Here is a 22235-nt window from a genome sequence, read left to right on the forward strand (position 1 = left end):
CCTTGTTTGGAAGCTCCACCAAGGACGTGCCGGAGGTGCGCTGTGTACCCCGGCACATCGCCATCATCATGGATGGCAATGGCCGCTGGGCCAAAAAGCGTTTCCTGCCACGGGTAGCGGGTCACAAAAAAGGCCTGGATACCGTCCGTGAGATCGTCACCGCCTGCAAGGAAATGGGGGTGGAGCACCTGACGCTGTTTGCCTTCTCCACCGAAAACTGGCGGCGTCCGCCGGATGAGGTGACTTTCCTGATGGATCTGTTTCTCCGCGCGCTGGAAGGTGAAGTCAGCAAGCTGCATGCCAACAATATCCGCCTGCGGGTGTTGGGTACGCGCGAGCGCTTCAGTCCGGCGCTGGCCGAGCGGATTCAGGCAGCGGAAGACAAAACGGCAGGCAATGATGGCTTGGTGCTTAATATTGCGGCGGATTATGGTGGCCGCTGGGATGTGCTCAATGCAGTCAATAGTCTGATTGCTGACGGTGTCAGCCAGATTACCGAGGAAAACCTGGCCGCGCGTTTGTCCACGCACTGGGCGCCGGAGCCGGACCTATTCATTCGCACGGGTGGCGAGCAGCGCATCAGCAATTTCCTGCTGTGGCAGCTGGCTTACTCCGAACTGTACTTTACCGACCTGTTGTGGCCGGACTTCGACCGCAGCGCGCTTGAAGCTGCCCTGCAGTCTTACCGCGAACGTGAGCGCCGTTTTGGGCGCACCAGCGAACAACTGCCTGTGCAGCAGCGCAGAAACTGACCTCTCATGCTCAAAACCCGCATTCTGACTGCCCTGGTATTGCTGCCACTGATGCTGGCTGCGCTGTTTCTGTTTCCGGCAACGGCTTGGGCCGGTTTTTCCTGGCTGATCATCCTGCTGGCCTTGTGGGAATACGCCCGCATGACCGGCCTGCAGGGCGCGGTCCGTTGGGGGTATCTCGCGGCAAGTAGCGCCTTTGCGGCCCTTTCCTGGCAGCAGGGCTGGCAGATGCCGTCGGCCGCGCATTGGTTGTCATTGGTGTTCTGGCTGCTGGTGATGCCCTTGTGGCTGGCCAAGCGCTGGACGGTGAAGTCCCCCGTGCTGGCCGCCCCCTTGGGGTGGGTGCTGATGTTGCCGGCTTGGTATGGTTTTCTGGAATGGCGCGCGCAGGCTGATGCCAGTCATGCGCTTACTTTGCTGGCTGTGATGGGTTTGGTGTGGGTGGCGGATGTTGCCGCCTATTTCTCCGGCAAGGCCTTTGGCAAGCGCAAGCTGGCACCGTCCATCAGCCCAGGGAAAAGCTGGGAAGGCGTGTACGGTGCGTTGGTGGGCGTGGCGATCTATGTCGTCATCGTCAGCCGGTTGGGCTGGATTTCCGTTGGCCTGCCGGTATGGGCGCTGGTGTTGCTGGCGCTGCCATTGACTGCCGTCAGTGTATGTGGGGATTTGCTGGAATCCTGGTTCAAGCGCGCCTCCGGCATCAAGGACAGCAGCAAGCTGTTGCCCGGTCATGGCGGCGTTTACGATCGAATTGATAGTCTCATTGCCGTTCTGGCAGTCAGCAATGCGCTGCGCGTGCTGGGCGGGCTGTAAGCTCATCTCATGAAACCTCAAGGCATTACCGTTCTTGGGGCAACCGGCAGTATCGGCGTTAACACGCTGGATGTGGTTGCCCGTCATCCTGATCGTTACCGTGTGGTGGCTCTTAGCGGTCATCGTCAGGTGGATCGCCTGTTCGAGCAGGCGTGTCGTTTTCTTCCGCTTTATGTTGTGGTGGCTGATGCAGCCGCTGCCAATGCCCTGCAGGGCCGACTGCGCGAGCAGGGCCTGGCTACCGAGGTGCTGCACGGAGCGGCAGCGCTGGAGCGCGTGGCTGCTTTGCCCGAGGTGGATGTGGTGATGGCCGCCATTGTTGGAGCAGCCGGCTTGCCATCCGCCATGGCGGCGGCACGTGCGGGCAAGAAAATACTGTTGGCCAACAAGGAGTCACTGGTGGTGGCTGGCCGCCTGTTCATGGAGACGGTGCGTGAGCATGGTGCCACCCTGTTGCCGGTGGATAGCGAGCACAACGCCATTTTTCAGTCCTTGCCGCATGACTATGCGGGCAATCTCGACGCATCCGGCATCCGCAAGATCATTCTTACCGCTTCGGGTGGCCCGTTCCGCCAGCACAGTGCTGAAGCCTTGTTGCAGGTCACGCCCGAAGATGCCTGCCGTCATCCTAATTGGGTGATGGGGCGCAAGATTTCTGTTGATTCTGCCAGCCTGATGAACAAGGGGCTGGAAGTGATCGAGGCGCACTGGCTGTTCTCTGCCCCTCCCGAGCGTATTGATGTGGTGGTGCATCCGCAAAGTGTCATCCATTCCATGGTGCAATACCGCGATGGCTCGGTGATGGCGCAGTTGGGTTCTCCCGACATGCGAACGCCCATCGCTTGCGCCCTGGCCTGGCCGGAGCGCATCGAAGCTGGGGTGAGTTCGCTGGACTTTTTCAGCATGGGCAATCTGAGTTTCGAACAGCCAGATCTGCAACGTTTTCCCTGTCTGGGGCTGGCATTTTCCTCGCTGCGCAGCGGTGGCGATGCACCGGCGGTGCTCAATGCAGCCAATGAAGTGGCGGTAGCGGCCTTCTTGGAAGGGCGCTTACGCTTTGTCGATATTGCCAGTGTGGTGGAAGCCACGCTGGCGGGTGTCAGCCTGTCGGCCAGCCGGTCGCTGACTGATTTGCTGGATAAGGATGGTGAAGCACGTCGCTTTGCCATGAACAAGGTGGGTTCATGCTGACATTCCTGGCATTCCTGGTGGCCATTGGTGTGCTGGTCACGTTTCACGAGCTGGGTCATTACTGGGTGGCCCGCCTGTGCGGCGTAAAGGTGCTGCGCTTTTCGGTAGGTTTTGGCGCACCGCTGTATACCTTCCGTCGTGGCGATACTGAGTGGGCCATCAGCCCGATTCCGCTGGGTGGCTATGTGCGCATGCTGGACGAGCGCGAGATGGATGTCGCACCGGAAGAGCGTCATCTGGCTTTCAATACCCAGTCGGTATACAAGCGCATGGCCATTGTGGCGGCGGGTCCGCTGGCCAATCTGGTGCTGGCCGTGCTGTTTTACTGGGTGGTGATTGCCGGTGGTGTCACCCAACTGTTGCCGCAAATCGGCACGGTGATTACGCCCAGCCTGGCCGCCAGCGCCGGTTTTCAGCCGGGAGACCGGGTGCTGAGCGTTAACGGTCAGAAGGTGAATGACTGGCAGGCTTTGCGGCTGGCCTTGGTTGATGCAGCCAGCAGTGGTGATGTACCGCTGCGCTTGCAAGTGCGTACGGCGCAGTCTGCAACCGTGTTGCGCAGCATTGATCCGGCCCAGGCTGATGAAGACAGCCTCAAGGCGCTGGAGCAGGGTAATCCCGGCTTCATGCCCATGCGCTATCTGGCGGCGATTGGCGGTGTCGAGGAGGGTGGCGTGGCAGCCCACGCCGGCCTTAAGTCAGGCGATAAGCTGATTTCTGCCAATGGCAAGCCCTTGGACAGCTGGGATGCCTGGGTGAAGCTGATTCACGAAAGCCCGGGCAAGGAGTTGCTGATCCGCATCGAGCGCGACGGCAAGGCGCAGGATGTAAAGCTGCGTCCAGCTACGGTGGCCGATGGTGACGTGATGATAGGCCGCATTGGCGCCGCTCCGCTGCCAGATGCAGCCTGGATGAAGCAGCTGGCCTTCGTGCACCAGCCTGCCGTGGCTGAGGCGGGCGTTGAGGCGCTGCGCAAGATGAGCGATACCGCCTGGATGAGCTTGAAGTTCCTTGGACGTATGGTGATTGGCCAGGCGTCGCTGGACAATCTGTCCGGTCCGCTGACCATCGCCAGCATCGCCGGTCAGACCGCCCGCGAAGGCTGGAGTCCCTACCTGGAATTCCTGGCGCTGATCAGCGTCAGTATCGGGGTGCTTAATCTGTTGCCAATACCTGTGCTGGATGGCGGGCACTTAATGTATTATGTCGCGGAGCTGGTTAAAGGCCGCCCGCTAAGCGAGCGCGCGCAACTGTTTGGACAGAAGATCGGATTCATCCTGCTGGCGTCACTGATGCTGTTTGCCGTGCTGAACGATATCAGCCGCCTTTTTGGGGGTTAAAACAAACCTATGAAATTGAAATTACTCGCGGCCGCTGTGCTGGGCATGACCACGGCAACAGCTGTTTGGGCTGCGGATCCGTTCGTGATCAAGGATATCCGCGTTGAAGGCCTGCAACGTACCGAAGCCGGTACCGTCTTCAACTACCTGCCGGTCAAGGTGGGTGACACCTTCAGCGATGAAAAGGCACGTGAATCCATCAAAAGCCTGTTTGCTACCGGCTTTTTTGATGATGTGCGCGTAGAGTCGCGTGATGGTGTGGTGATTGTTGCCGTGGCCGAGCGCCCGGTCATTACCCAGCTGAACATCAACGGTGCCAAGGAATTCAGCAAGGATCAGCTCAAAAAGGCCTTGAAGGACAACGGCTTTGCCGAATCCCGCATTTTTGATCAGGCCCTGCTGGACGGCGCGGTACAGGAACTGAAACGCCAGTATTACAGCCGTGGCAAATATGCGGTGGAAATCACGCCGCAAGTCACCAAGCTGGAACGCAACCGTGTTGCCGTGACGCTGGACATTACCGAGGGCATCACCGCCCAGATCAAAGACATTCATTTTGTCGGCAACAAGGCCTTCAGCCAGGACAAGCTGCTGGATGAAATGTCGCTGACATCGGGTGGCTGGCTGTCCTGGCTAACCAAGGACAACCAGTATTCCAAGCAGAAGCTGACCGGCGATCTGGAAAAGCTGAAGGCCTTCTACCAGAACCAGGGCTATCTGGAATTCAATATCGAATCTACCCAGGTTTCCATCAGTGCCGACAAGGAACACATGTTCCTGACACTGAACATCAATGAAGGCAGCAAGTTTACCGTTGCCGACATCAAGCTGGCCGGTGACCTGAAGGTGCCGGAGGCCGATCTGCGCAAGCTGATCACCGTGAAGTCCGGCGAGGTGTTCAATAACGAGAAGGTGACTGAAAGCGTGAAGGCGCTGAGTGATCGTCTGGGCAATGACGGTTATGCCTTTGCCAACGTCAATGCGCTGCCGGATATCAATCGCGACAAGCAGCAGGTTGGCTTCACCTTCTTTGTGGATCCGGGTCGCAAAACCTATGTGCGCCGTGTCAACATTGCCGGCAACACCAAGACGCGTGACGAAGTGGTGCGCCGCGAACTGCGCCAGCTGGAAGGCTCCGTGTATAACGCAGCCAACGTCAAGCGCAGCAAGGACCGTGTCGAGCTGCTGGGCTACTTTGAAGACGTTAACGTGGAAACCCCGGCGGTGGCAGATGCGCCTGACCAGGTAGACATGAACATCACGCTCAAGGAGCGTTCCACCGGTAGTATTTCCGCCGGTGTGGGCTTTGTGCAGGGTGAGGGCATCCAGCTGTCAGCCAGCATTTCCCAGAGCAATATTTTCGGCTCCGGCAAATACATGTCGTTTGGTATTTCCAATGGCTCGGTCAACAAGACAGCCACGCTGTCGTTTACCGATCCGTACTTCACTGCCGACGGCGTGAGCCTGGGTTACGACCTGTACCATCGCGTGTACAAGCCCTATAACAGCTCGTCGTCCAGTACCACGCACTACAAGACCTCCACCGATGGTGCCGCCGTGCGCTTTGGTGTGCCGGTAACGGAAACCGACCGCATCAACTTCAGCCTGGGGCTGGAGCAGACCAAGGTTGGCACCTGGAGCGACAGCCCGACGCGCTATCTGGACTTCGTCAACAAGTATGGCAGCAACAACCTGTCGCTGATCGGTACTGCTGGCTGGGGACGCGATACCCGTGACAGCTCGCTGTGGCCGACACGTGGTGCCAACATCAAGGTACAGGCGGATGCGGCGCTGCCGGGTGGGGATCTCGAATGGTATCGCCTGACCCACTCGCAACAGTGGTTCTTCCCACTCTCCAAAACCTTCACCCTGATGCTGAACGGTGAAGTGGGTTATGCCAACGGCTATGGCAAGACGTCTACCTTGCCGTTCTTCCAGAACTTCTATCTGGGTGGTCTGGGCTCGGTACGCGGTTACGACTCCAACAGTCTGGGTCCGAAGGATGCCGCCACCGGTGACTACCTGGGTGGTACCCGCAAGGCGGTTGCCAATGCGGAAATCCTGTTCCCCTTCCCGGGCATGAAGGATAACAAATCGGTACGTGCCAGCGTTTTCTTTGACTCCGGTACAGTATGGGACAGCACCGTCAGCGGTAGCACCCCAAGCAGCGAACTGCGTTACTCCACTGGTGCCGCCGTCACCTGGCTGTCCCCGTTGGGGCCGATGAAGTTCAGTCTCGCCAAAGCCTTGCGCAAGAAAGAAGGCGACAAGTATCAAAGCTTCCAGTTCCAACTGGGTACCGTCTTCTAAATCGAAAGAGGCCTGAACATGAAATCTTCTTTCAAATGGTTGATTGCGGGGCTGGCGCTGGTCAGCCTGCAGGCCTCGGCCGCTGATTTCAAGCTGGGTTTTGTCAATATCGAGCGGGTATATCGTGAGGCGGCACCGGCCATCGCCATCCAGAAAAAACTGGATAAGGAGTTTGCCGACCGCCGCGCCGAGCTGAAGAAAATGGAAAAGCGTGCCAAGGAGCTGGAAGGCTTGATGGCCAAGAGCACGCTGTCCATTGATGACCGCAAGCGCTATGAACGCGAATATGCCGGGCTGGATCGCGACTATCAGGCCAAGGGCCGTGAGTTGTCGGAAGACTTCAACCAGCGGCGCAACGAGGAGTTTGCTTCTGTACAGGAGCGGGCCAACCGTGTGCTGCGGCAGATCGCTGATCGCGAACAATATGACCTGATCCTGCAGGATGTGGTTTACGTCAATCCCAAGTACGACCTGACCGGCAAAGTCCTGAAGGAACTTGAGAAGTAGTCCTGCATAACTGTTACGGGAGAAGCCGACCCGTGGTCGGCTTTAATTTTTTGATGGCGTATACGCTTTCTCATATCGTGGCCAGCCTGGGCGGCGTGCTCAAGGGAGCCGACCGCATGGTCGAGCGCCTGGCACCGCTGGATGTGGCCGCTGCCAACGATATTACCTTTCTGTCCAATCCCAAGTACCGCAAGCAGCTGGATGATTGTGCTGCCGGTGCCGTGATTGTTTCCCCCAAGCTGGAAGCAGAGCTGGACCCGGCGCGCTCCTGGATTCTGGTGGATGACCCCTATCTGTATTTTGCCAAGGTGGCCACGCTGTTCCACCCGCCGGCCAAGGCGCGGCCTGGTATTCATGCCACGGCCACGGTAGGCGAGGGCGCAGTGATTGCCGCCAGCAGCGAAGTGCGTGAGCACGTCAGCATTGGTGCGGCTGCGGTCATCGGTGAGCGCTGCATCCTGCATCCGGGCGTGGTGATTGGTGATGGCACCGTGCTGGGTGATGATGTGGTGCTCTATCCCAATGTCACGGTTTACCACGGTTGCGTGCTGGGTAACCGGGTTGCCGTGCACTCTGGCAGCGTGATTGGTGCCGATGGCTTTGGCCTGGCCTGGGCCAAGGATCAGTGGTTCAAGATTCCGCAAACCGGCCGCGCCATCCTGGAGGATGATGTCGAAGTGGGTGCCAACACCACCATCGATCGGGGCGCGCTGGCGGACACCATCATCCGGCGCGGTGCCAAGATCGACAACCTGGTGCAGATTGCCCACAACGTGCAGATTGGCGAGCATACCGCCATTGCCGGTTGCGTTGGCATTGCTGGCAGCACCCGTATCGGTGCCTATTGCACGGTGGGTGGTGCGGCCATGTTTGTCGGCCATATCGACGTAGCGGACAAGACACATATCGGCGGCGGCACCCTGGTGTCCAAATCCATTCGCCAGCCGGATACCTATGCCTCGTCCTATCCGCTGCAAACCATGAAGGAATGGCTGGGTAACGCCGTTCACGTAAGACATCTGGACGATCTCGCCAAGCGGATAAAACAACTCGAACGCGAGATCGGCAATCTGAAAGAAAACAAGGACAACACCAATGACTGAGCACGCCGTAAGCATCGATGTACGTGAAATCATGAAATGCCTGCCGCACCGCTATCCCTTTTTGCTGGTGGATCGCGTTACCGAAATGGTGCCGAACACCCGCATCAAGGCACTGAAAAACGTCACCATCAATGAGCCTTTCTTTTGCGGCCACTTTGAGCAATATCCGGTGATGCCCGGTGTGCTGATCATCGAGGCGCTGGCGCAGGCTGCTGGCATCCTGGCCATCAAGAGCCAGGGCGAGCGCGGTGAAAACGAGCTGTATTTCTTTGTCGGCATCGACAAGGCCCGCTTCAAGCGCCAGGTGGTACCGGGCGATCAGCTGATTTTTGAAGTGGAGCAGATTACCGTCAAGCGCGGCATCGGCAAATATAATGCCCGCGCGCTGGTAGATGGTCAGGTGGCTTGCGAAGCCGAAATCATGTGTGCCAAGCGCGAGGTCTGATCATGGCCATTCATCCGACTGCGATTGTCGATCCCAAGGCTAACATTGCCGATGACGTTGAAATCGGTGCCTATTCCATCATCGGGCCCGATGTCAGCATAGACAGCGGTACCTGGGTGGGGCCGCACGTAGTGATTGAAGGCCATACCAGCATCGGCAAGAACAACCGCATCTTCCAGTTCAGTTCGCTGGGTGCCGTGCCGCAGGACAAGAAGTACGCCGGTGAACCCACCCGGCTGGAGATTGGTGACAACAACACCATCCGCGAATTCTGCACTTTCAATATTGGTACCGCGCAGGATGTGGGCGTTACCCGGTTGGGCAACAACAACTGGATCATGGCTTATGTACATTTGGGCCATGACTGCCAGATCGGCAACAACACCATTTTTGCCAATAACGCCACGCTGGGTGGCCACGTGCATATTGGTGACTGGGTGATTCTGGGCGGTTTCACCAGCGTGCATCAGTTTGCCATCATCGGTGATCACGCCATGACCGCCTTTGCCAGTGCCGTAGCGCAGGATGTGCCGCCATACGTGATGGCGCATGGTAACCGTGCGGTGCCGGCTGGCATCAATGCCGAGGGCCTGAAGCGTCGCGGCTTCACCCCGGAGCAGATCCGCCGCGTGCGCAATGCCTACAAGGTGCTGTACCGTCAGGGCCTGCAATATGATGCCGCCAAGGAAGCCATTCTGGTGGAGGCCCGCGAAGGCCATGTCGAGCTGGAACCGTTTACCCGCTTCTTTGCCCAGTCCGAGCGAGGCATTATCCGCTGATCATGTCTGAACCCTTGTTCAAGCGCCAGGGCGCGCTCAAGGTGGCCATGGTGGCCGGAGAAGCCTCCGGCGACCTCTTGGCTGCTCACCTGATGGAAGCCTTGCAGGCACGCCATGCCGATATCGAATTTGCCGGTATCGGTGGGCCGCGCATGGAGGCACGCGGCTTTGCCTCCATGGTGCCGCAGGAAAAACTGGCGGTGCGCGGCTATGCCGAGGTGCTGCGCTGTCTGCCGGAGCTGCTGCGTATCCGCCGTCATCTGCGCGAACAGCTGCAAGCGGAAAAGCCGGATGTCTTTATCGGCGTGGATGCGCCAGACTTCAACCTGGCGCTGGAAACCGCGCTGAAAAAGCAGGGTATTGCCACCATCCATTACGTCAGCCCGTCGGTGTGGGCCTGGCGGCTGGAGCGCATCTACAAGATAGGCAAAGCAGCCAACCGCGTGCTGTGCCTGTTTCCGATGGAGCCGGCGCTGTATCAGCAGGCCAAGGTCAAGGCGGACTTTGTCGGCCATCCACTGGCCAATGAAATTCCGATGGTGCCGGACCAGCTGGCCATGCGGGAGCAACTGGGCCTGCCGCGCCAGGGGCCAATCTTCACCCTGATGCCAGGCAGCCGCAAAAGCGAACTGGAATTCATGGCGCCGCTCTACATCGAGGCCGCGCGCATTTTGCTGCGCGACTATCCGGACGCCACCTTTCTGGTCCCGCTGGCCACGCGCGCCACCATGGATTTGTTCGACCGCATGCTGACCCAGAACAAAGCCTGGGATTTGCCGCTGCGCAAGCTGTTTGGCCATGCGCAGATGGCAATGATTGCCAGCGATGTGGTGCTGGTTACCAGTGGTACTGCCACGCTGGAAGTGGCGTTGACCAAGCGGCCAATGGTGATCAGCTACAAGCTGTCCTGGCTCACCTATCAGCTGGTGAAACGCAAGATCAAGCTTCCTTATGTGGGCTTGCCCAATATCCTGTGTGGCCGCTTTGTGGTGCCGGAGCTGCTGCAAAAGGACGCAACGGCCATTAAGCTGGCCGCCGAGGTCAAGCGCCTGTACGAAGACAAGGACGCTCGAGTCGAAATGATGCAGGCTTTTACCGAGCTACATCAGTCCTTGCTGGCTGATACGGCAGAGCTGGCCGCCACCGCTGTGTTGCAGGAGGCGGGGTGTTCGCCGCAGCTGGCATGAGTGACATCCTGATTGCCGGTGTGGATGAAGCCGGGCGCGGACCGTTGGCCGGGGCGGTGTTTGCCGCTGCGGTGATTCTGGACCCGGCACGCCGCATTGCCGGTCTGGCTGATTCCAAAGTGCTGAGCGAAGCGCGGCGTGACGCATTGGCCGTGCTGATCAAGCGTGATGCACTGGCCTGGTGTATTGCCAGTGCCAGCGTCGAGGAAATCGACACGCTCAATATCCTGCAGGCCACCATGCTGGCCATGAGCCGGGCGGTGGCCGGACTTGCCGTGCAGCCGGGCAGGGTGCTGATTGATGGTAATCGGGTGCCCAAGCAAATCAGCCTGCCGGCGGAGGCCATCGTCAAGGGGGATGCCAAGGTGCAGGCCATTTCCGCTGCGTCGATTCTGGCCAAAACCGCACGTGATGCCGAGCTGATTGCGCTGGATGCACTGCATCCACAGTATGGCTTTGCCCGCCACAAGGGCTATCCCACCGCCGAGCATCTGGCCGCGCTGGAGCAGCATGGTGCCTTGGCCGAGCACCGCAAATCCTTCGGGCCGGTCAAGGCCTGGATTGCTCGCCAGCAAGGGCAGCTGTTTTAGGCAGCCCACCATGCCTGATAGTGCCAAATCCTGCTTTCCCCCGGTTGTTGATGCACACACCCGCCTGCTGATTCTGGGCTCCTTGCCCGGTGATGCTTCCTTGCAGGCGGCGCAGTATTACGCCCATCCTCGCAATCAGTTCTGGCGTTTGCTGGGCGCGGTGACCGGACAGGATCTCGCCGCCTTGCCCTATGCGCAGCGCTTGTCTGCCATGCAATCACAAGGCGTTGGCCTGTGGGATGTTGTGGCGGAGGCACGTCGCAAAGGCAGCCTGGATACCGCCATCCGTGCGGCTAGCGCCAATGACCTGAGCGCCTTGTGCGCCGGTTTTCCCGGCCTGCAGGTTATCGCCTTCAATGGTGCTACGGCTGCTGTCATCGGTCGCCGTCAACTGCTTGGTCTGGCTGGGCGACTGCAGTTGCTTGACCTGCCATCCTCCAGTCCTGCCTACACCATGGCGTATGCCAGCAAGCTGGCGCAGTGGATGCAGCTGGCAGAGCTGTTGCGCTGATGGTGTCACTTTGTGGGATTTTTGCTGCCTTGTTTTGGGTGCTGTTTGCTTAAATGTATATACAAATCATGGTGGTTTTTTAGGGGTGAGTTTTGTCATTCCTATTCCTCTTTATTGATTGCAGCGTTCTTTTTTGTAATTTATCCAAATAAATACAACAAGTTAATATTTTTCTGTTTTTGAGATGGCTGGCTATTGTTTTGCGGTGGTGAAGCCAGGCTGTCAGTTTGGTGTGCTGCACCCGCACATGAAAACTTATTGTATATACAATAAGGCTTGATTAGCATCGTGACAGATGAGTCGCCGGTACAGGTGGCCATCTCTGCTGCCGATATGGTGGGTAGCGGCCTCACTCGGCCGCCGCCATGCCGGTTTGCCCTACCAAGGAGAACTGTCATGAAGCTGTATTCCTTTCCTCGGGCGTACCATCGCCCTTGCTGCTGGCCACCGTCTTCCCGTGTGGCTGGTGTCTGCCTATTGCGCGCCGTTCATCCGCTCAGCAGGGGGTAGCCATGTTCCTATCCGGATTTGGCCCGCTTATCCTGGCGGGCAGTTGGGTGACCTTAAAGTTGTCACTGCTATCTTTGCTGTTGTCCATGCTGATTGGTCTGGCCGGTGCCAGCAGCCGGCTGTCCAAGGCCAGATTGCTGCGCGGCTGGGCCACGGCCTATACCACGCTGATCCGCAGTGTTCCCGACCTGGTGTTGATGCTGCTGCTGTTCTACAGCCTGCAGCTGGGCCTGAATCAATGTACCGAGGCGCTGGGCATGGAGCAGATCGACATTGACCCCTTTCTGGCCGGCGTGGTGACCCTGGCTTTCATTTACGGTGCCTACTTTACCGAAACCTTCCGTGGTGCCTTTCTGTCGGTTCCGGCCGGGCAGATTGAAGCCGCCATCGCCTATGGCATGACGCCGTGGCAGAGCTTTCGCCGCGTGCTGTTTCCACAAATGATGCGCTTTGCCCTGCCCGGTATTGCCAATAACTGGCAGGTGCTGGTCAAGGCCACGGCACTGGTATCCATCATCGGGCTGGCGGATATCGTCAAGGCCACCCAGGATGCCGGCAAGGCCACCATGCAGATGTTTTTGTTTGCGGTGGTGGGCGCGCTGATGTATCTGCTGATCACCACGGTGTCCAATCTGGTGCTGCTCTGGCTGGAAAACCATTACTCGGCCGGCGTGCGCAAGGCGGTTCTATGATCGATATCATCCAGAATTACTGGCAGGCCTGGCTATGGAATGACGGCTACCATCTATCCGGCGTGGCCATGACCTTGTGGCTGCTGATTGCCTCGGTGCTGTGCGGCTTCTGCCTGTCGATTCCGCTGGCGGTGGCACGGGTATCGTCGCGACGCTGGATTCGAGGGCCGGTCTGGTTCTATACCTATGTATTCCGTGGCACGCCCTTGTATATCCAGCTGCTGATCTTTTATTCCGGCATCTACAGCCTGCATGTGGTGCGCTCGGTGGAGTTGCTGGAGCACTTCTTCCGCGAAGGTATTAACTGCACCATCCTGGCATTTGCCCTCAATACCTGTGCCTACACGACGGAAATCTTTGCCGGCGCCATCCGGGCCATACCCTATGGCGAGATCGAGGCAGCCAGCGCACTGGGCATGTCGCCCTGGGTCAAGTACACCCGCATCATCATTCCCGCCATGTTGCGCCGGGCACTGCCGTATTACAGCAATGAAGTCATCCTGATGCTGCACGCCACCACGGTGGCCTTTACCGCCACCGTGCCGGACATCCTCAAGGTGGCGCGCGATGTGAATGCGGCCACTTACGCATCGTTCGAGGCCTTCGGGATTGCAGCCGTGCTGTATGCCTGCATTGCCTTTGGACTGGTATGGCTGTTCCGTCAGTGTGAAAACCGCTGGTTGGCCTTTTTACGCCCGATGGGCCACTGATTTCCGGAATCTGGAGAGTGTCATGTACAAACTGACTGTGAATGATCTGCACAAAAAATATGGCCAGCACGAAGTGCTGAAGGGCGTGTCGCTCAAGGCCAAGGCGGGTGATGTAATCAGCATCATCGGCTCGTCCGGCTCGGGCAAAAGCACCTTCCTGCGCTGCATCAACTTTCTGGAACAGCCCTGCGCCGGGGAAATCAGCCTGAATGGCGCAGTACTGCAAACCGAACTGGACAAAAAAGGTAGCCAGCGTCCGCGTGATCCGAAACAATTGCAGAAAATGCGCACCGAACTATCTATGGTGTTTCAGCATTTCAATCTGTGGTCGCACATGACGGTGCTGGAAAACATCATGGAAGCACCCATGCATGTGCTGGGGCTGTCCCGCGAGGAGGCTTTGCAACGGGCGCGCAAATACCTGACCAAGGTAGGCCTGACCGAACAGCAGGAAAACAAATACCCGGCGCATCTGTCCGGTGGCCAGCAGCAGCGGGTGGCCATTGCCCGGGCGCTGGCGATGGAACCGGAAGTAATGCTGTTTGACGAACCCACCTCGGCACTGGACCCAGAGCTGGTGGGCGAGGTGCTGCGGGTGATGCAGGCACTGGCCGAAGAGGGCCGTACCATGGTGGTGGTGACGCACGAAATGGGCTTTGCCCGCAATGTGTCCAACCACGTCATCTTTCTGCATCAGGGCCGTATCGAGGAAGAGGGCGACCCGGCCATCGTGCTTAGCCAACCCAAAAGCGAGCGCCTGCAGCAGTTTTTGTCTGGCAGCCTGAAGTAAGACTGCCCGCACCTCACATCATCAGGAGTCATTCATGCGTACGGAAATCCACCCGCTATTGTCGCCCAGCCTGGGCACCCAGCGCAGCATCACCAGTTTTCATTTTGGCCCGGCGGCGGCTGGCGGTGGGTGGCCGCGCAAAGTGTATATCCAGGCCAGCCTGCATGCGGGCGAAATTCCCGGCATGCTGGTGGCCCACCTGCTGCGCCAGCAGTTTGCCGATCTGGAAGCCCGTGGCCTGCTGCGGGCGGAAATCGTGCTGGTGCCGGTGGCCAACCCCATTGGCCTGGCCCAGCAGCTACACTATCAGCCGCAAGGCCGGTTTGATCTGGAAACCGGTGAAAACTTCAACCGGCTCTACAGCGAGCCTTCGGCGCAAATCATTCCACAACTGGCGCAGCAACTGACGGCGGATGTGGATGCCAATCGCAGCATCATCCGACAGGCCTTGCGCAGCGCCATTGCCGGCCAGGCCGTCAACAGCGAACTGCAAAGCCTGCGCCAGACCTTGCATTTGCTGGCTATCGATGCAGACCTGGTACTGGATCTGCATTGTGATTTTGCCGGTCCGCTTCATCTTTACGCACATAGCGAACACTGGCCGCTGGTTGAGCCGCTGGCAGCGCATCTGCAATGTGGAGTCTCGCTACTGGCAGATGAATATGGGGTGATGCCGTTCGACGAGGCCATTTTCCTGCCCTGGGCCAAGATCCGTGCCGCTTTGCCGCAATTTCCGGTGCCATTCGATAGTGTGGCGGTTACCGTGGAGCTGCGGGGCGAGGGCGATGTCAATTACACGCTGGCCGGACAGGACAGCCAGGCCATCCTCAATTATCTGACTGCATGTGGCGTGATTTGCGCGCCGCCGGTGGCCGTGCCGCCGCTGCCGCATCCGGCAACCCCGCTGCAAGGCTCGCAGACACTGATTGCACCGCATGCCGGCGTTATCGTGATGCTGGCCGAGCTGGGCAGCGTGGTTCAGGCTGGAGATGCCATCGCCGATGTGATTGATCCGATTGCGGGTACGGTTACCACCTTGCGGGCCGGAACCGCTGGCGTGTTCTATGTGTTTGCCCGCCATCCCTATGTGACGCGTGGCAGCACCGTCGCCAAGATTGCCGGTACGGCAGCCCTGGGCAAGAAAAACCTGCTGGGGGCCTGATTAGACTTCCAGCGGAAAGATGGCAAGCACGGGAGCCTGATCTGTCGCGTTTTCCGTCCCAAGGCATGGCAGAGCTGGGTTGGCAGGCCTGAAAACTTGCAGTTTCATGTGGCTTGCACTGATATTGTTAGTGTTGAGCGTCCCGCTGGAAAGGAGGGAGAGCATGAGTCGGTATTGCATTTGGTTTGTTACGCCTGACGACACTGTCATGCGCCGTGCCGAGGTTGCCATCAATGGCAGCATTCATTGTCATCAGGTGCTGGAAGAAATTGAAGCCCAGCTGGCGATGGATTGCGGCCTGAGTCAGGTGATGATTGTGGACTGGAAACGATTTGAACAGGTGGAAGATCAGCCCGTGCCAATGGCCCAGGCAGTTGCTTGAACCGCCAGGCAGCAGCAGCGTGCGATACGCTTGGCAGGACTAGTTCGTCAGATGGAAGAACGGGGTTGGCCTGCATGTTATCATGCCGGCCAACCCCTTTTTATTGGATGTTGTCATCATGTATGTCCTGGGCGTTGCAGGCTATTCCGGCAGTGGCAAGACTACCTTGCTGGAAAAGGTCATTCCCTTATTGTGTGCGGCGGGTGTCGATGTGGCCGTCATCAAGCATACCCATCACGATGTCGATTGGGATCAGCCTGGCAAGGACAGCTGGCGGCACCGCGAGGCCGGTGCGCGTCAGGTGCTGCTGGCCGGGGCGCGCCGCCGCCTGTTGGTGGAAACCATGCCGCAAGGCAATGATGCGCCCTTGGCAAACCATGTGGCGGCCTTGCGGCCCTGTGACCTGGTGCTGGCAGAAGGCTTCAAGCATGAGCCCGTTTCCCGGCTGGAGGTTTATGATCCGGCCTTGGGCCATGCGCCCTTGTGTCAGCATGATCCGTTGGTACTGGCCGTGGTGACCGATGCCGATATCGCTACCGACTTGCCCCGCTTCCGGCGCGATGATGCCGCCGGTGTCGCCCGTTTCATTATTGCCCTACTGGAAACCCAACAAGATGCTCACCGTTGATCAAGCACGCGACTGGCTATTGCAGCGCGCCCAGACCGTCCGCACCACTGAAAGCCTTCCCCTGTTGCAAGCGCTGGGGCGCATTCTGGCCGAGCCGGTGTTGGCTAGCGTCGATGTGCCGCCGCAGGACAATAGCGCCATGGACGGCTATGCACTGCATAGCGCGGATGGGAATGGCCCCTTGCCGGTATCGCAGCGCATTCCGGCGGGCTGTCAGCCGCAGCCGCTGCAAGGTGGTAGCGTGGCGCGCATCTTTACCGGCGCGCCCATTCCTGCCGGTGCCGATGCTGTAGTAATGCAGGAGATGGCCGAGGTACAGGCGGATGGCCAGGTGGTGTTTACCCAGCCGGTAAAAGTGGGGCAGAACATCCGCCGGGCTGGCGAGGATATCTGCCAGGGCGCTACCGTGCTGGCTGCCGGAAAAATGCTGACTGCCGCTGATCTGGGTTTGGCGGCCTCTATCGGCGTGCCAGCGCTGACGGTTTACCGACCCTTGCGCGTGGCCGTGTTCTTTACCGGTGACGAACTGACCGAGCCCGGCCAGCCGCTGGTGCCAGGCCATATCTACAACTCCAACCGCTACTGGCTGGTACCGGAACTGATGCGCCTGGGTTGCGACGTGACTGATCTGGGCATCGTGCCAGACTCGCTCAGCCGCACCCGTGAAATCCTGCAAGATGCCGCCGCGCTGGCTGATGTCATCATGACCTGCGGCGGGGTATCGGTAGGTGAAGAAGACCATGTCAAGGCGGCGGTGGAGGCTGAAGGCAGCCTGGATTTGTGGAAAATCGCCATCAAGCCGGGCAAGCCGCTCGCCAGCGGCAAGGTGGGGCAGGCTGGTTTCATCGGTTTGCCGGGCAACCCGGTTTCCGGCTTTGTCACTTATCAGGTACTGGTCAAACCTTATCTGCAGCGCTGCGCTGGTTTGCAGCAAGATGAAACGCAGCCGATGGCGCAATACCCTGCCGGGTTTGCCTGGGAGCGCCCGGACGCGCGCCGCGAAGAGTTTCTGCGGGTGAAGCTGGTGCTACAGGATGGTCAGTGGCAGTTGCAGCGCTATCCCAATCAGGGCTCCGGTGTGCTTACCTCCTGCGCCTGGGCGGATGGACTGGTGCGGCTGGCGCCTGGTCAGCAGGTACAGCCAGGCGACATGCTGGCTTTGTTGCCCATCGCCGTATAAGCATGCCGCTACTGCGTTTTGTCGATGGCAATGAGCAAGTGCTGGCCGAGGTGGAGGCCAGCGCCGGTGACGTGCTGCTGGATGTGGCCAGACTGGCAGATGTCCCCTTGCATTGGCGTTGCGGGCAGGGAACTTGCGGCACCTGCAAGGTGCGTATCCGTCATGCTGGCCCCGCCCAGGTGGTGATGCTCGGTCGCAAGGAGCGCAATGTGCTGATGCGTGCCGGTTTGATTGACGCCAGCCTGGCGGGGGCGGAAAGCTGGCCGGATATTTCCACCTGCTGGCGGCTGGCCTGCCATGTGCCGGTGGGCGAGCAGGATTGGCTGGTGGTGTGTCCGCAGGACTGAGCTGCCTCTGCCAATGATCAACGGCGGCAATGTAAAAGCCACAACTTTAGGTTGTGGCTTTTTGCTGGCGGCAGAGCCGGTCAGTTGGAGGCCGGGCTGACCACATTGCGTCCGGAGCGCTTGGCAATATATAGCGCACCATCGGCTTCTTCGTAAATGCGCTGGGCGGTGTCATCCGGCTGTGGAATACGGGCGGCCACGCCGATGCTGCAGGTGACCTTGTGCAGCGGGCTGCCGTCGTGTGGCAAGTCCAGGTCTTCCAGCCGCTGGCGGAAGGTTTCTGCCGCATCCACTGCGTCCTGCATGCTGGTGCCAGGCATCAGCACGCCAAACTCCTCCCCACCCACACGGGCTGGCAGTACGCCTTTACGCTTGAAAGTGTCTTGCAGTACATGGGCCACCCGTTTGAGGATGACATCGCCGGCATAGTGGCCGTACTGATCGTTGTAAAGCTTGAAGTGATCAATATCCAGCAGCACGAAAGCCAGCGGCTGCCGGCTATTGCGCTGGCGCTCGATCGCTGGAATGAAAACCTCGTCAAAATGCCGACGGTTGGCCAGCTGGGTTAACCCATCTGTGGTTGCCAGTGTTTGCAGGCTGGCCTGGCGCGAGATGAAGCGGACGCAACCGCATAGCAGCACCAGCAGCATGCTGCTGACGGGTGCAAACCAGAAATGGCCGAGGCCAAGCAGTAACAGGCTGCCTATCCCGACAAGCAAGGCTGCTGCGGCATAGATCAGCAGTGCATTACGCTGCTGGCCGCGTGGGGCAAGGCTGTAGTCCAGCAGCACGATCAGCAGCAGGGTGAGCAAGGCCTCGGCTGGCAGGCTGAGTGGATGAATCAGCGTGCCATCTTGCAGGCCGCGCAGCAGATAGGCATTGATGACGACACCGGGCATGCCGGCTGCATTGTCTGATACCGGCGTGCCGTGCATGTCGCCAAGGCCGGAAGCCGTCACGCCGATCAGCACGATGCGGTTGCGGAAGTAATCCTTGCTAATGCCGGATAGGGCGTCGATGTAAGACATGCGCTCAAAGGGCAGGCTGCCGCCAGCAAATGGCACCATGACTTCGTCGGCGCGAACCCAGGGCTCATCGCGGCCATGAAAGGCAGGTGTTGCTGGCGGGGCCGGTTTGCCCTGTGCCACATCCAGTACCGCACGTGCAAAGCCCGGATGGTCAGGGCTGCCCAGCCCTGCCTGCAGATAGGTGCGGCGGATGATTCCATCGGTATCGCGTTCGAAATCGGTATGCCCCAGCCGGTTGGATGCCGCTTCGAATAATGGCAGTGGCCGGGTTTCCGTCAGCCCCTTGGCATTGCTTTCCGGAAACACCGGGCTGACGACTTTGCCGTTACGCCGCATGGCCGCTGCCAGTGCCTGATCTGGCTTGTCGCTGGCCAGCGTGCTTTCGGCCAGGGCAATATCCAGCCCGACAGCTCGGGCGGATTGCAGCTGATTCAGCAGTCGGGCATGGAGTTCACGTGGCCAGGGCCAGCTGCCCATTTCCACCAGGCTGCGATTGTCCACCTCGATGAGAATGGGGTCGTCGGCCGACTTGCCCAGCGTATGCCAGCTGAGTGCTGCATCGTAAAACCAGTAATCCAGCCGTTGCAGGGGCGCAGCCAGTACCAGCAGTACGCCGATGAGGCCGGCAAGCAGCGGCAGCAGCTGCAGTAGCCTGGATTTGCCTGATGCGGATCTGGATGTGTCTACAGGCATGGCTTTACCGGAGATGGATTTCTTCGACGGTTTCCACCGCCTGGTAGCCATGGTCACCGCTGACTTCCAGCCGGGCAAAATACTTGCCATGTGGCAGTTGCGCCAGCGGCCATGCCGGTTGGGGTCTGCTGTTGCGGTAACGGACGGTTTTCATATCGGCCTGATCGGATAAGGTCAGCGTATAGCTGGCGGCGTTGACCGGATAGCGTCGTGCCAACAGCGCTGGTTCCGCATGCCGGAGTGTGGCAAACAGTCCGAGTACGTTGATGGCTTGGGTCTCGCTGAAGGGGCCGGCTTGTCCGTTGGCGTCCAGGCGTGCCACGCGCCAGTACCACAGGCCCTTGTCCGGCAGCGTGATTGTGCTGTCGGTTTCAGTCAGCGTGCGTTGCTGGATGATGCTGGCAAAGTCAGCGCTACGTGCCAGCTGCCATTGCACTGGCCGGGCCGGGCTGGCGTCCAGAGTCAGGGAGAAGGTGTTGCTGCGGATGTCCTGCACGCCATCACTGGCCTGCAGTAGCGGCGGCGGCGGGAAGGCTTGCAGGGTAAAGGCGCGGCTGCTGTCATAGCCTTCCAGGCCATGGGCATTGCGGGCGCGCGCCGATAGCTGGTATTCGCCGTTTCCTGGCAGAGCAGCATACAGCTGCGGGCCGGCTACCGTGCGTTCGACGCGCTGTTGTCCATGCGCGCCCGGGCCGCGCAGTGTTACCCGGTAGGCCACGGCCTGCTGGTCGGCCTGCCATTGCAGCAGCGGCGGATTAAAGCGGCTGGCCGAGGGCAGGGTGCTCAGGTCGGGGGCGGCAGGTAGTGCCTCTGGCGGGGTGGGCTTGGCGCTGCTGGAAGTCAGGCTGCCAAAGCCGGCTGGCACATCAACCTGCCCTTGTTTGTTGCCATTGACCTGGACCTTGCCGCGCAATACCTCGGTCGTGGTGCTGTCTGCGGTTTCCGCGCTGACGCGGAATTCGGTGCCGCGCACGGTAGTGACTGCCGATGGCGTGCGGATCTGGTAGCGGCCCGGCATCAGGATATTGGGAATCACCGCGCTGCCGGCATTGCCCTTGTCCAGCCTGATTTCGGTTCTGGCCGAGCCGGTGCTGGGGTAGTAAATCTCGTTTTGCAGCTGTGCCCTGGTGTTGGCATTCAGTAGCAGGGTGGAGCCGTCGGCAAAGCGCAGCTTGAGCATGGCATCGTTGCCGGTCTGGAATTGCACCCCCTTGGGGTAGCGCATGTCCTTGCTGATGGGCAGGGGCTTGCCACTGCCATCATGCGCGCTGACTTCGCCGGAAAATTCCTCGATCTTGGCTGCAGAAGGCTGCTGCTTGACCCAAAGGTAGGGCACTTTGATGCGGCTGCCGGGCGGCAGGCGGTAGGGGTCGGCGATATGGTTTAGCCTTTGCAGGCGCGGCACATAGGCAGGGGATGTCAGATGCTGGTCGGCAAAGGTCCACAGTGAATCACCTGGTTTGACCAGGTATTCCCAGCTGGCACTGTCAATGCCGGAAGCAGCATGGGCATGGCTACAAAGTAAAATTACACCTGCAATTGGGATAATTCTCATAGACAGTCTTGCAAAAAAATGGTCGCAACTAACGCAGATTATCTGCATGGTAAGCCCCTGCCATGAGAATGCAACAGTGCGCGGTTAGTCAGACGGCATTATTTTGTGCCTGCAAGAAAAATCAGGCCAACCGGTAAGGGTTGGCCTGCCAATGTCTGCAAAGGACGGAGCAGATGAAGAAATGCCTGGTTGTCAGCTGGTGCGCATGCGCTCGCTGCGACCGCGCAACCATTCCAGCGTCAACAGCAGCAGGATGGAGAAGCCGATCAGCAGGGTGGCCGCCGCCGCAATGGTGGGGCTCAGGTTTTCACGAATACCACTGAACATCTGGCGCGGCAGGGTGGCTTGTTCCGGGCCGGCCAGGAACAGGGTCACCACCACCTCGTCAAACGAGGTGGCAAAGGCAAACAGCGCACCCGAAATCACGCCCGGCGCAATCAGCGGCAGGGTGATGCGGAAGAAGGCGGTGATGGGCGAGGCACCCAGATTGGCTGCCGCGCGGGTCAGATTGTGGTTATAGCCTTGCAGGGTGGCGGTAACCGTGATGATGACAAACGGTACGCCCAGCGCAGCATGTTCCAGAATCAGCGTGGTGTAGCTGTTATCCATGCCCAGCGGGGCAAAGAACAAGTAGCTGGCCACACCGACAATCACCACCGGCACCACCATCGGCGAAATCAGCAGGAACATGATGATGCCCTTGCCACGGAACTCGCCACGGGTGAGGCCGATGGAGGCCAGGGTGCCGAGTACCATGGCCAGCACGGTGGCTGCCGGGGCCACGATCATGCTGTTTTGCAAGGAGCGGATCCACTCCGGTGCGCTGAACAGATCCTGATACCAGCGGAAGGAGAAGCCGGTCAGCGGGTACACCAGGAAAGAGCCCTCGTTGAAGGACAGCGGAATGATCACCAGCACCGGCAGGATCAGGAACAGCAGGGTCAGGCCGCTGGTAATGCGCAGAACGTAGTGCCACACCTTTTCGATGGGCGACATGGTCGGGTTCAGCATGGTTATGTCTCCGTGAAGG

General features: G+C 59.4%; 23 protein-coding genes. 20 read left to right on the forward strand and 3 right to left on the reverse strand.

The features are described from left to right. Positions 1–2 precede the first annotated feature (2 nt). The 20 genes from uppS (at position 3) to ACODR9_RS00755 (ending at position 17929) form a co-directional block, all read left to right on the forward strand. Entirely contained in the window at positions 3–752 is a 750-nt protein-coding gene (uppS, locus tag ACODR9_RS00660; protein WP_488807073.1) for an undecaprenyl pyrophosphate synthase, read from the forward strand. A gap of 6 nt (positions 753–758) precedes the next feature. Continuing rightward, on the forward strand, positions 759–1565 hold the full coding sequence (locus ACODR9_RS00665; RefSeq protein ID WP_488807074.1) for a phosphatidate cytidylyltransferase: 807 nt from the start codon (positions 759–761) through the stop codon (positions 1563–1565). 9 nt (positions 1566–1574) lie between these two features. Next, the gene (gene ispC, locus ACODR9_RS00670) at positions 1575–2756 is read left to right on the forward strand and encodes a 1-deoxy-D-xylulose-5-phosphate reductoisomerase (RefSeq protein ID WP_488807075.1); all 1182 of its coding nucleotides are present in this window, start codon (positions 1575–1577) and stop codon (positions 2754–2756) included. Next, complete coding sequence (rseP, locus tag ACODR9_RS00675; RefSeq protein ID WP_488807076.1) at positions 2750–4096, forward strand: RIP metalloprotease RseP; 1347 nt, start codon at positions 2750–2752, stop codon at positions 4094–4096. The genes ispC and rseP overlap by 7 nt, the downstream gene beginning before the upstream one ends. 9 nt (positions 4097–4105) lie before the next feature. After that, positions 4106–6406, forward strand: a complete 2301-nt coding sequence (gene bamA, locus ACODR9_RS00680; protein WP_488807077.1) for an outer membrane protein assembly factor BamA — start codon at positions 4106–4108, stop codon at positions 6404–6406. Between the two features lie 18 nt (positions 6407–6424). Further along, positions 6425–6913, forward strand: a complete 489-nt coding sequence (locus tag ACODR9_RS00685) for an OmpH/Skp family outer membrane protein (RefSeq protein ID WP_159877139.1) — start codon at positions 6425–6427, stop codon at positions 6911–6913. Positions 6914–6966: 53 nt separating this feature from the next. Continuing rightward, positions 6967–8016 (forward strand): UDP-3-O-(3-hydroxymyristoyl)glucosamine N-acyltransferase, encoded by a 1050-nt coding sequence (lpxD, locus tag ACODR9_RS00690; RefSeq protein WP_488807078.1) that lies wholly within the window; start codon positions 6967–6969, stop codon positions 8014–8016. Then, entirely contained in the window at positions 8009–8461 is a 453-nt protein-coding gene (gene fabZ, locus ACODR9_RS00695) for a 3-hydroxyacyl-ACP dehydratase FabZ (RefSeq protein WP_488807079.1), read from the forward strand. Before lpxD ends, fabZ begins: the two co-directional genes overlap by 8 nt. 2 nt (positions 8462–8463) lie before the next feature. Beyond that, positions 8464–9240 carry an acyl-ACP--UDP-N-acetylglucosamine O-acyltransferase gene (gene lpxA / locus ACODR9_RS00700; protein WP_488807080.1) on the forward strand — a complete coding sequence of 259 codons (777 nt, stop codon included), beginning with the start codon at positions 8464–8466 and terminating at the stop codon, positions 9238–9240. Between the two features lie 2 nt (positions 9241–9242). Beyond that, a complete protein-coding gene (lpxB, locus tag ACODR9_RS00705; protein WP_488807081.1) occupies positions 9243–10427 on the forward strand; it encodes a lipid-A-disaccharide synthase in 1185 nt (394 codons plus the stop codon). Then, positions 10424–11017 carry a ribonuclease HII gene (gene rnhB / locus ACODR9_RS00710; protein ID WP_488807082.1) on the forward strand — a complete coding sequence of 198 codons (594 nt, stop codon included), beginning with the start codon at positions 10424–10426 and terminating at the stop codon, positions 11015–11017. Before lpxB ends, rnhB begins: the two co-directional genes overlap by 4 nt. A 10-nt stretch (positions 11018–11027) precedes the next feature. Then, positions 11028–11528 (forward strand): DNA-deoxyinosine glycosylase, encoded by a 501-nt coding sequence (locus tag ACODR9_RS00715; protein WP_488807083.1) that lies wholly within the window; start codon positions 11028–11030, stop codon positions 11526–11528. Positions 11529–12040: 512 nt separating this feature from the next. Then, entirely contained in the window at positions 12041–12730 is a 690-nt protein-coding gene (locus ACODR9_RS00720) for an ABC transporter permease (protein WP_488807084.1), read from the forward strand. After that, a complete protein-coding gene (locus ACODR9_RS00725) occupies positions 12727–13440 on the forward strand; it encodes an ABC transporter permease (RefSeq protein WP_488807085.1) in 714 nt (237 codons plus the stop codon). Before ACODR9_RS00720 ends, ACODR9_RS00725 begins: the two co-directional genes overlap by 4 nt. Positions 13441–13462: 22 nt before the next feature. Continuing rightward, the gene (locus ACODR9_RS00730) at positions 13463–14230 is read left to right on the forward strand and encodes an ABC transporter ATP-binding protein (RefSeq protein WP_488807086.1); all 768 of its coding nucleotides are present in this window, start codon (positions 13463–13465) and stop codon (positions 14228–14230) included. A gap of 34 nt (positions 14231–14264) precedes the next feature. Continuing rightward, positions 14265–15392 (forward strand): succinylglutamate desuccinylase/aspartoacylase family protein, encoded by a 1128-nt coding sequence (locus tag ACODR9_RS00735; RefSeq protein ID WP_488807087.1) that lies wholly within the window; start codon positions 14265–14267, stop codon positions 15390–15392. Between the two features lie 163 nt (positions 15393–15555). Beyond that, positions 15556–15774 (forward strand): hypothetical protein, encoded by a 219-nt coding sequence (locus ACODR9_RS00740; protein WP_488807088.1) that lies wholly within the window; start codon positions 15556–15558, stop codon positions 15772–15774. An 82-nt stretch (positions 15775–15856) separates the two neighbouring features. Continuing rightward, on the forward strand, positions 15857–16402 hold the full coding sequence (gene mobB / locus ACODR9_RS00745; RefSeq protein ID WP_488807089.1) for a molybdopterin-guanine dinucleotide biosynthesis protein B: 546 nt from the start codon (positions 15857–15859) through the stop codon (positions 16400–16402). Beyond that, positions 16389–17582, forward strand: coding sequence for a molybdopterin molybdotransferase MoeA (locus tag ACODR9_RS00750; protein WP_488807090.1), 1194 nt, complete (start codon positions 16389–16391; stop codon positions 17580–17582). The genes mobB and ACODR9_RS00750 overlap by 14 nt, the downstream gene beginning before the upstream one ends. A 2-nt stretch (positions 17583–17584) precedes the next feature. Next, complete coding sequence (locus ACODR9_RS00755) at positions 17585–17929, forward strand: 2Fe-2S iron-sulfur cluster-binding protein (RefSeq protein WP_488807091.1); 345 nt, start codon at positions 17585–17587, stop codon at positions 17927–17929. 80 nt (positions 17930–18009) lie between these two features. Here the strand turns inward: ACODR9_RS00755 and ACODR9_RS00760 are convergent, their stop codons facing one another. From ACODR9_RS00760 to ACODR9_RS00770, 3 genes are all read right to left on the reverse strand, one after another. Further along, the gene (locus tag ACODR9_RS00760; protein ID WP_488807092.1) at positions 18010–19650 is read right to left on the reverse strand and encodes a CHASE2 domain-containing protein; all 1641 of its coding nucleotides are present in this window, start codon (positions 19648–19650) and stop codon (positions 18010–18012) included. Between the two features lie 4 nt (positions 19651–19654). Continuing rightward, complete coding sequence (locus tag ACODR9_RS00765; RefSeq protein WP_488807093.1) at positions 19655–21205, reverse strand: FecR family protein; 1551 nt, start codon at positions 21203–21205, stop codon at positions 19655–19657. A 192-nt stretch (positions 21206–21397) separates the two neighbouring features. After that, positions 21398–22216 (reverse strand): ABC transporter permease, encoded by an 819-nt coding sequence (locus tag ACODR9_RS00770; RefSeq protein WP_488807094.1) that lies wholly within the window; start codon positions 22214–22216, stop codon positions 21398–21400. Positions 22217–22235: the final 19 nt, after the last annotated feature.

This window comes from Aquitalea sp. FG25 (assembly GCF_057809375.1).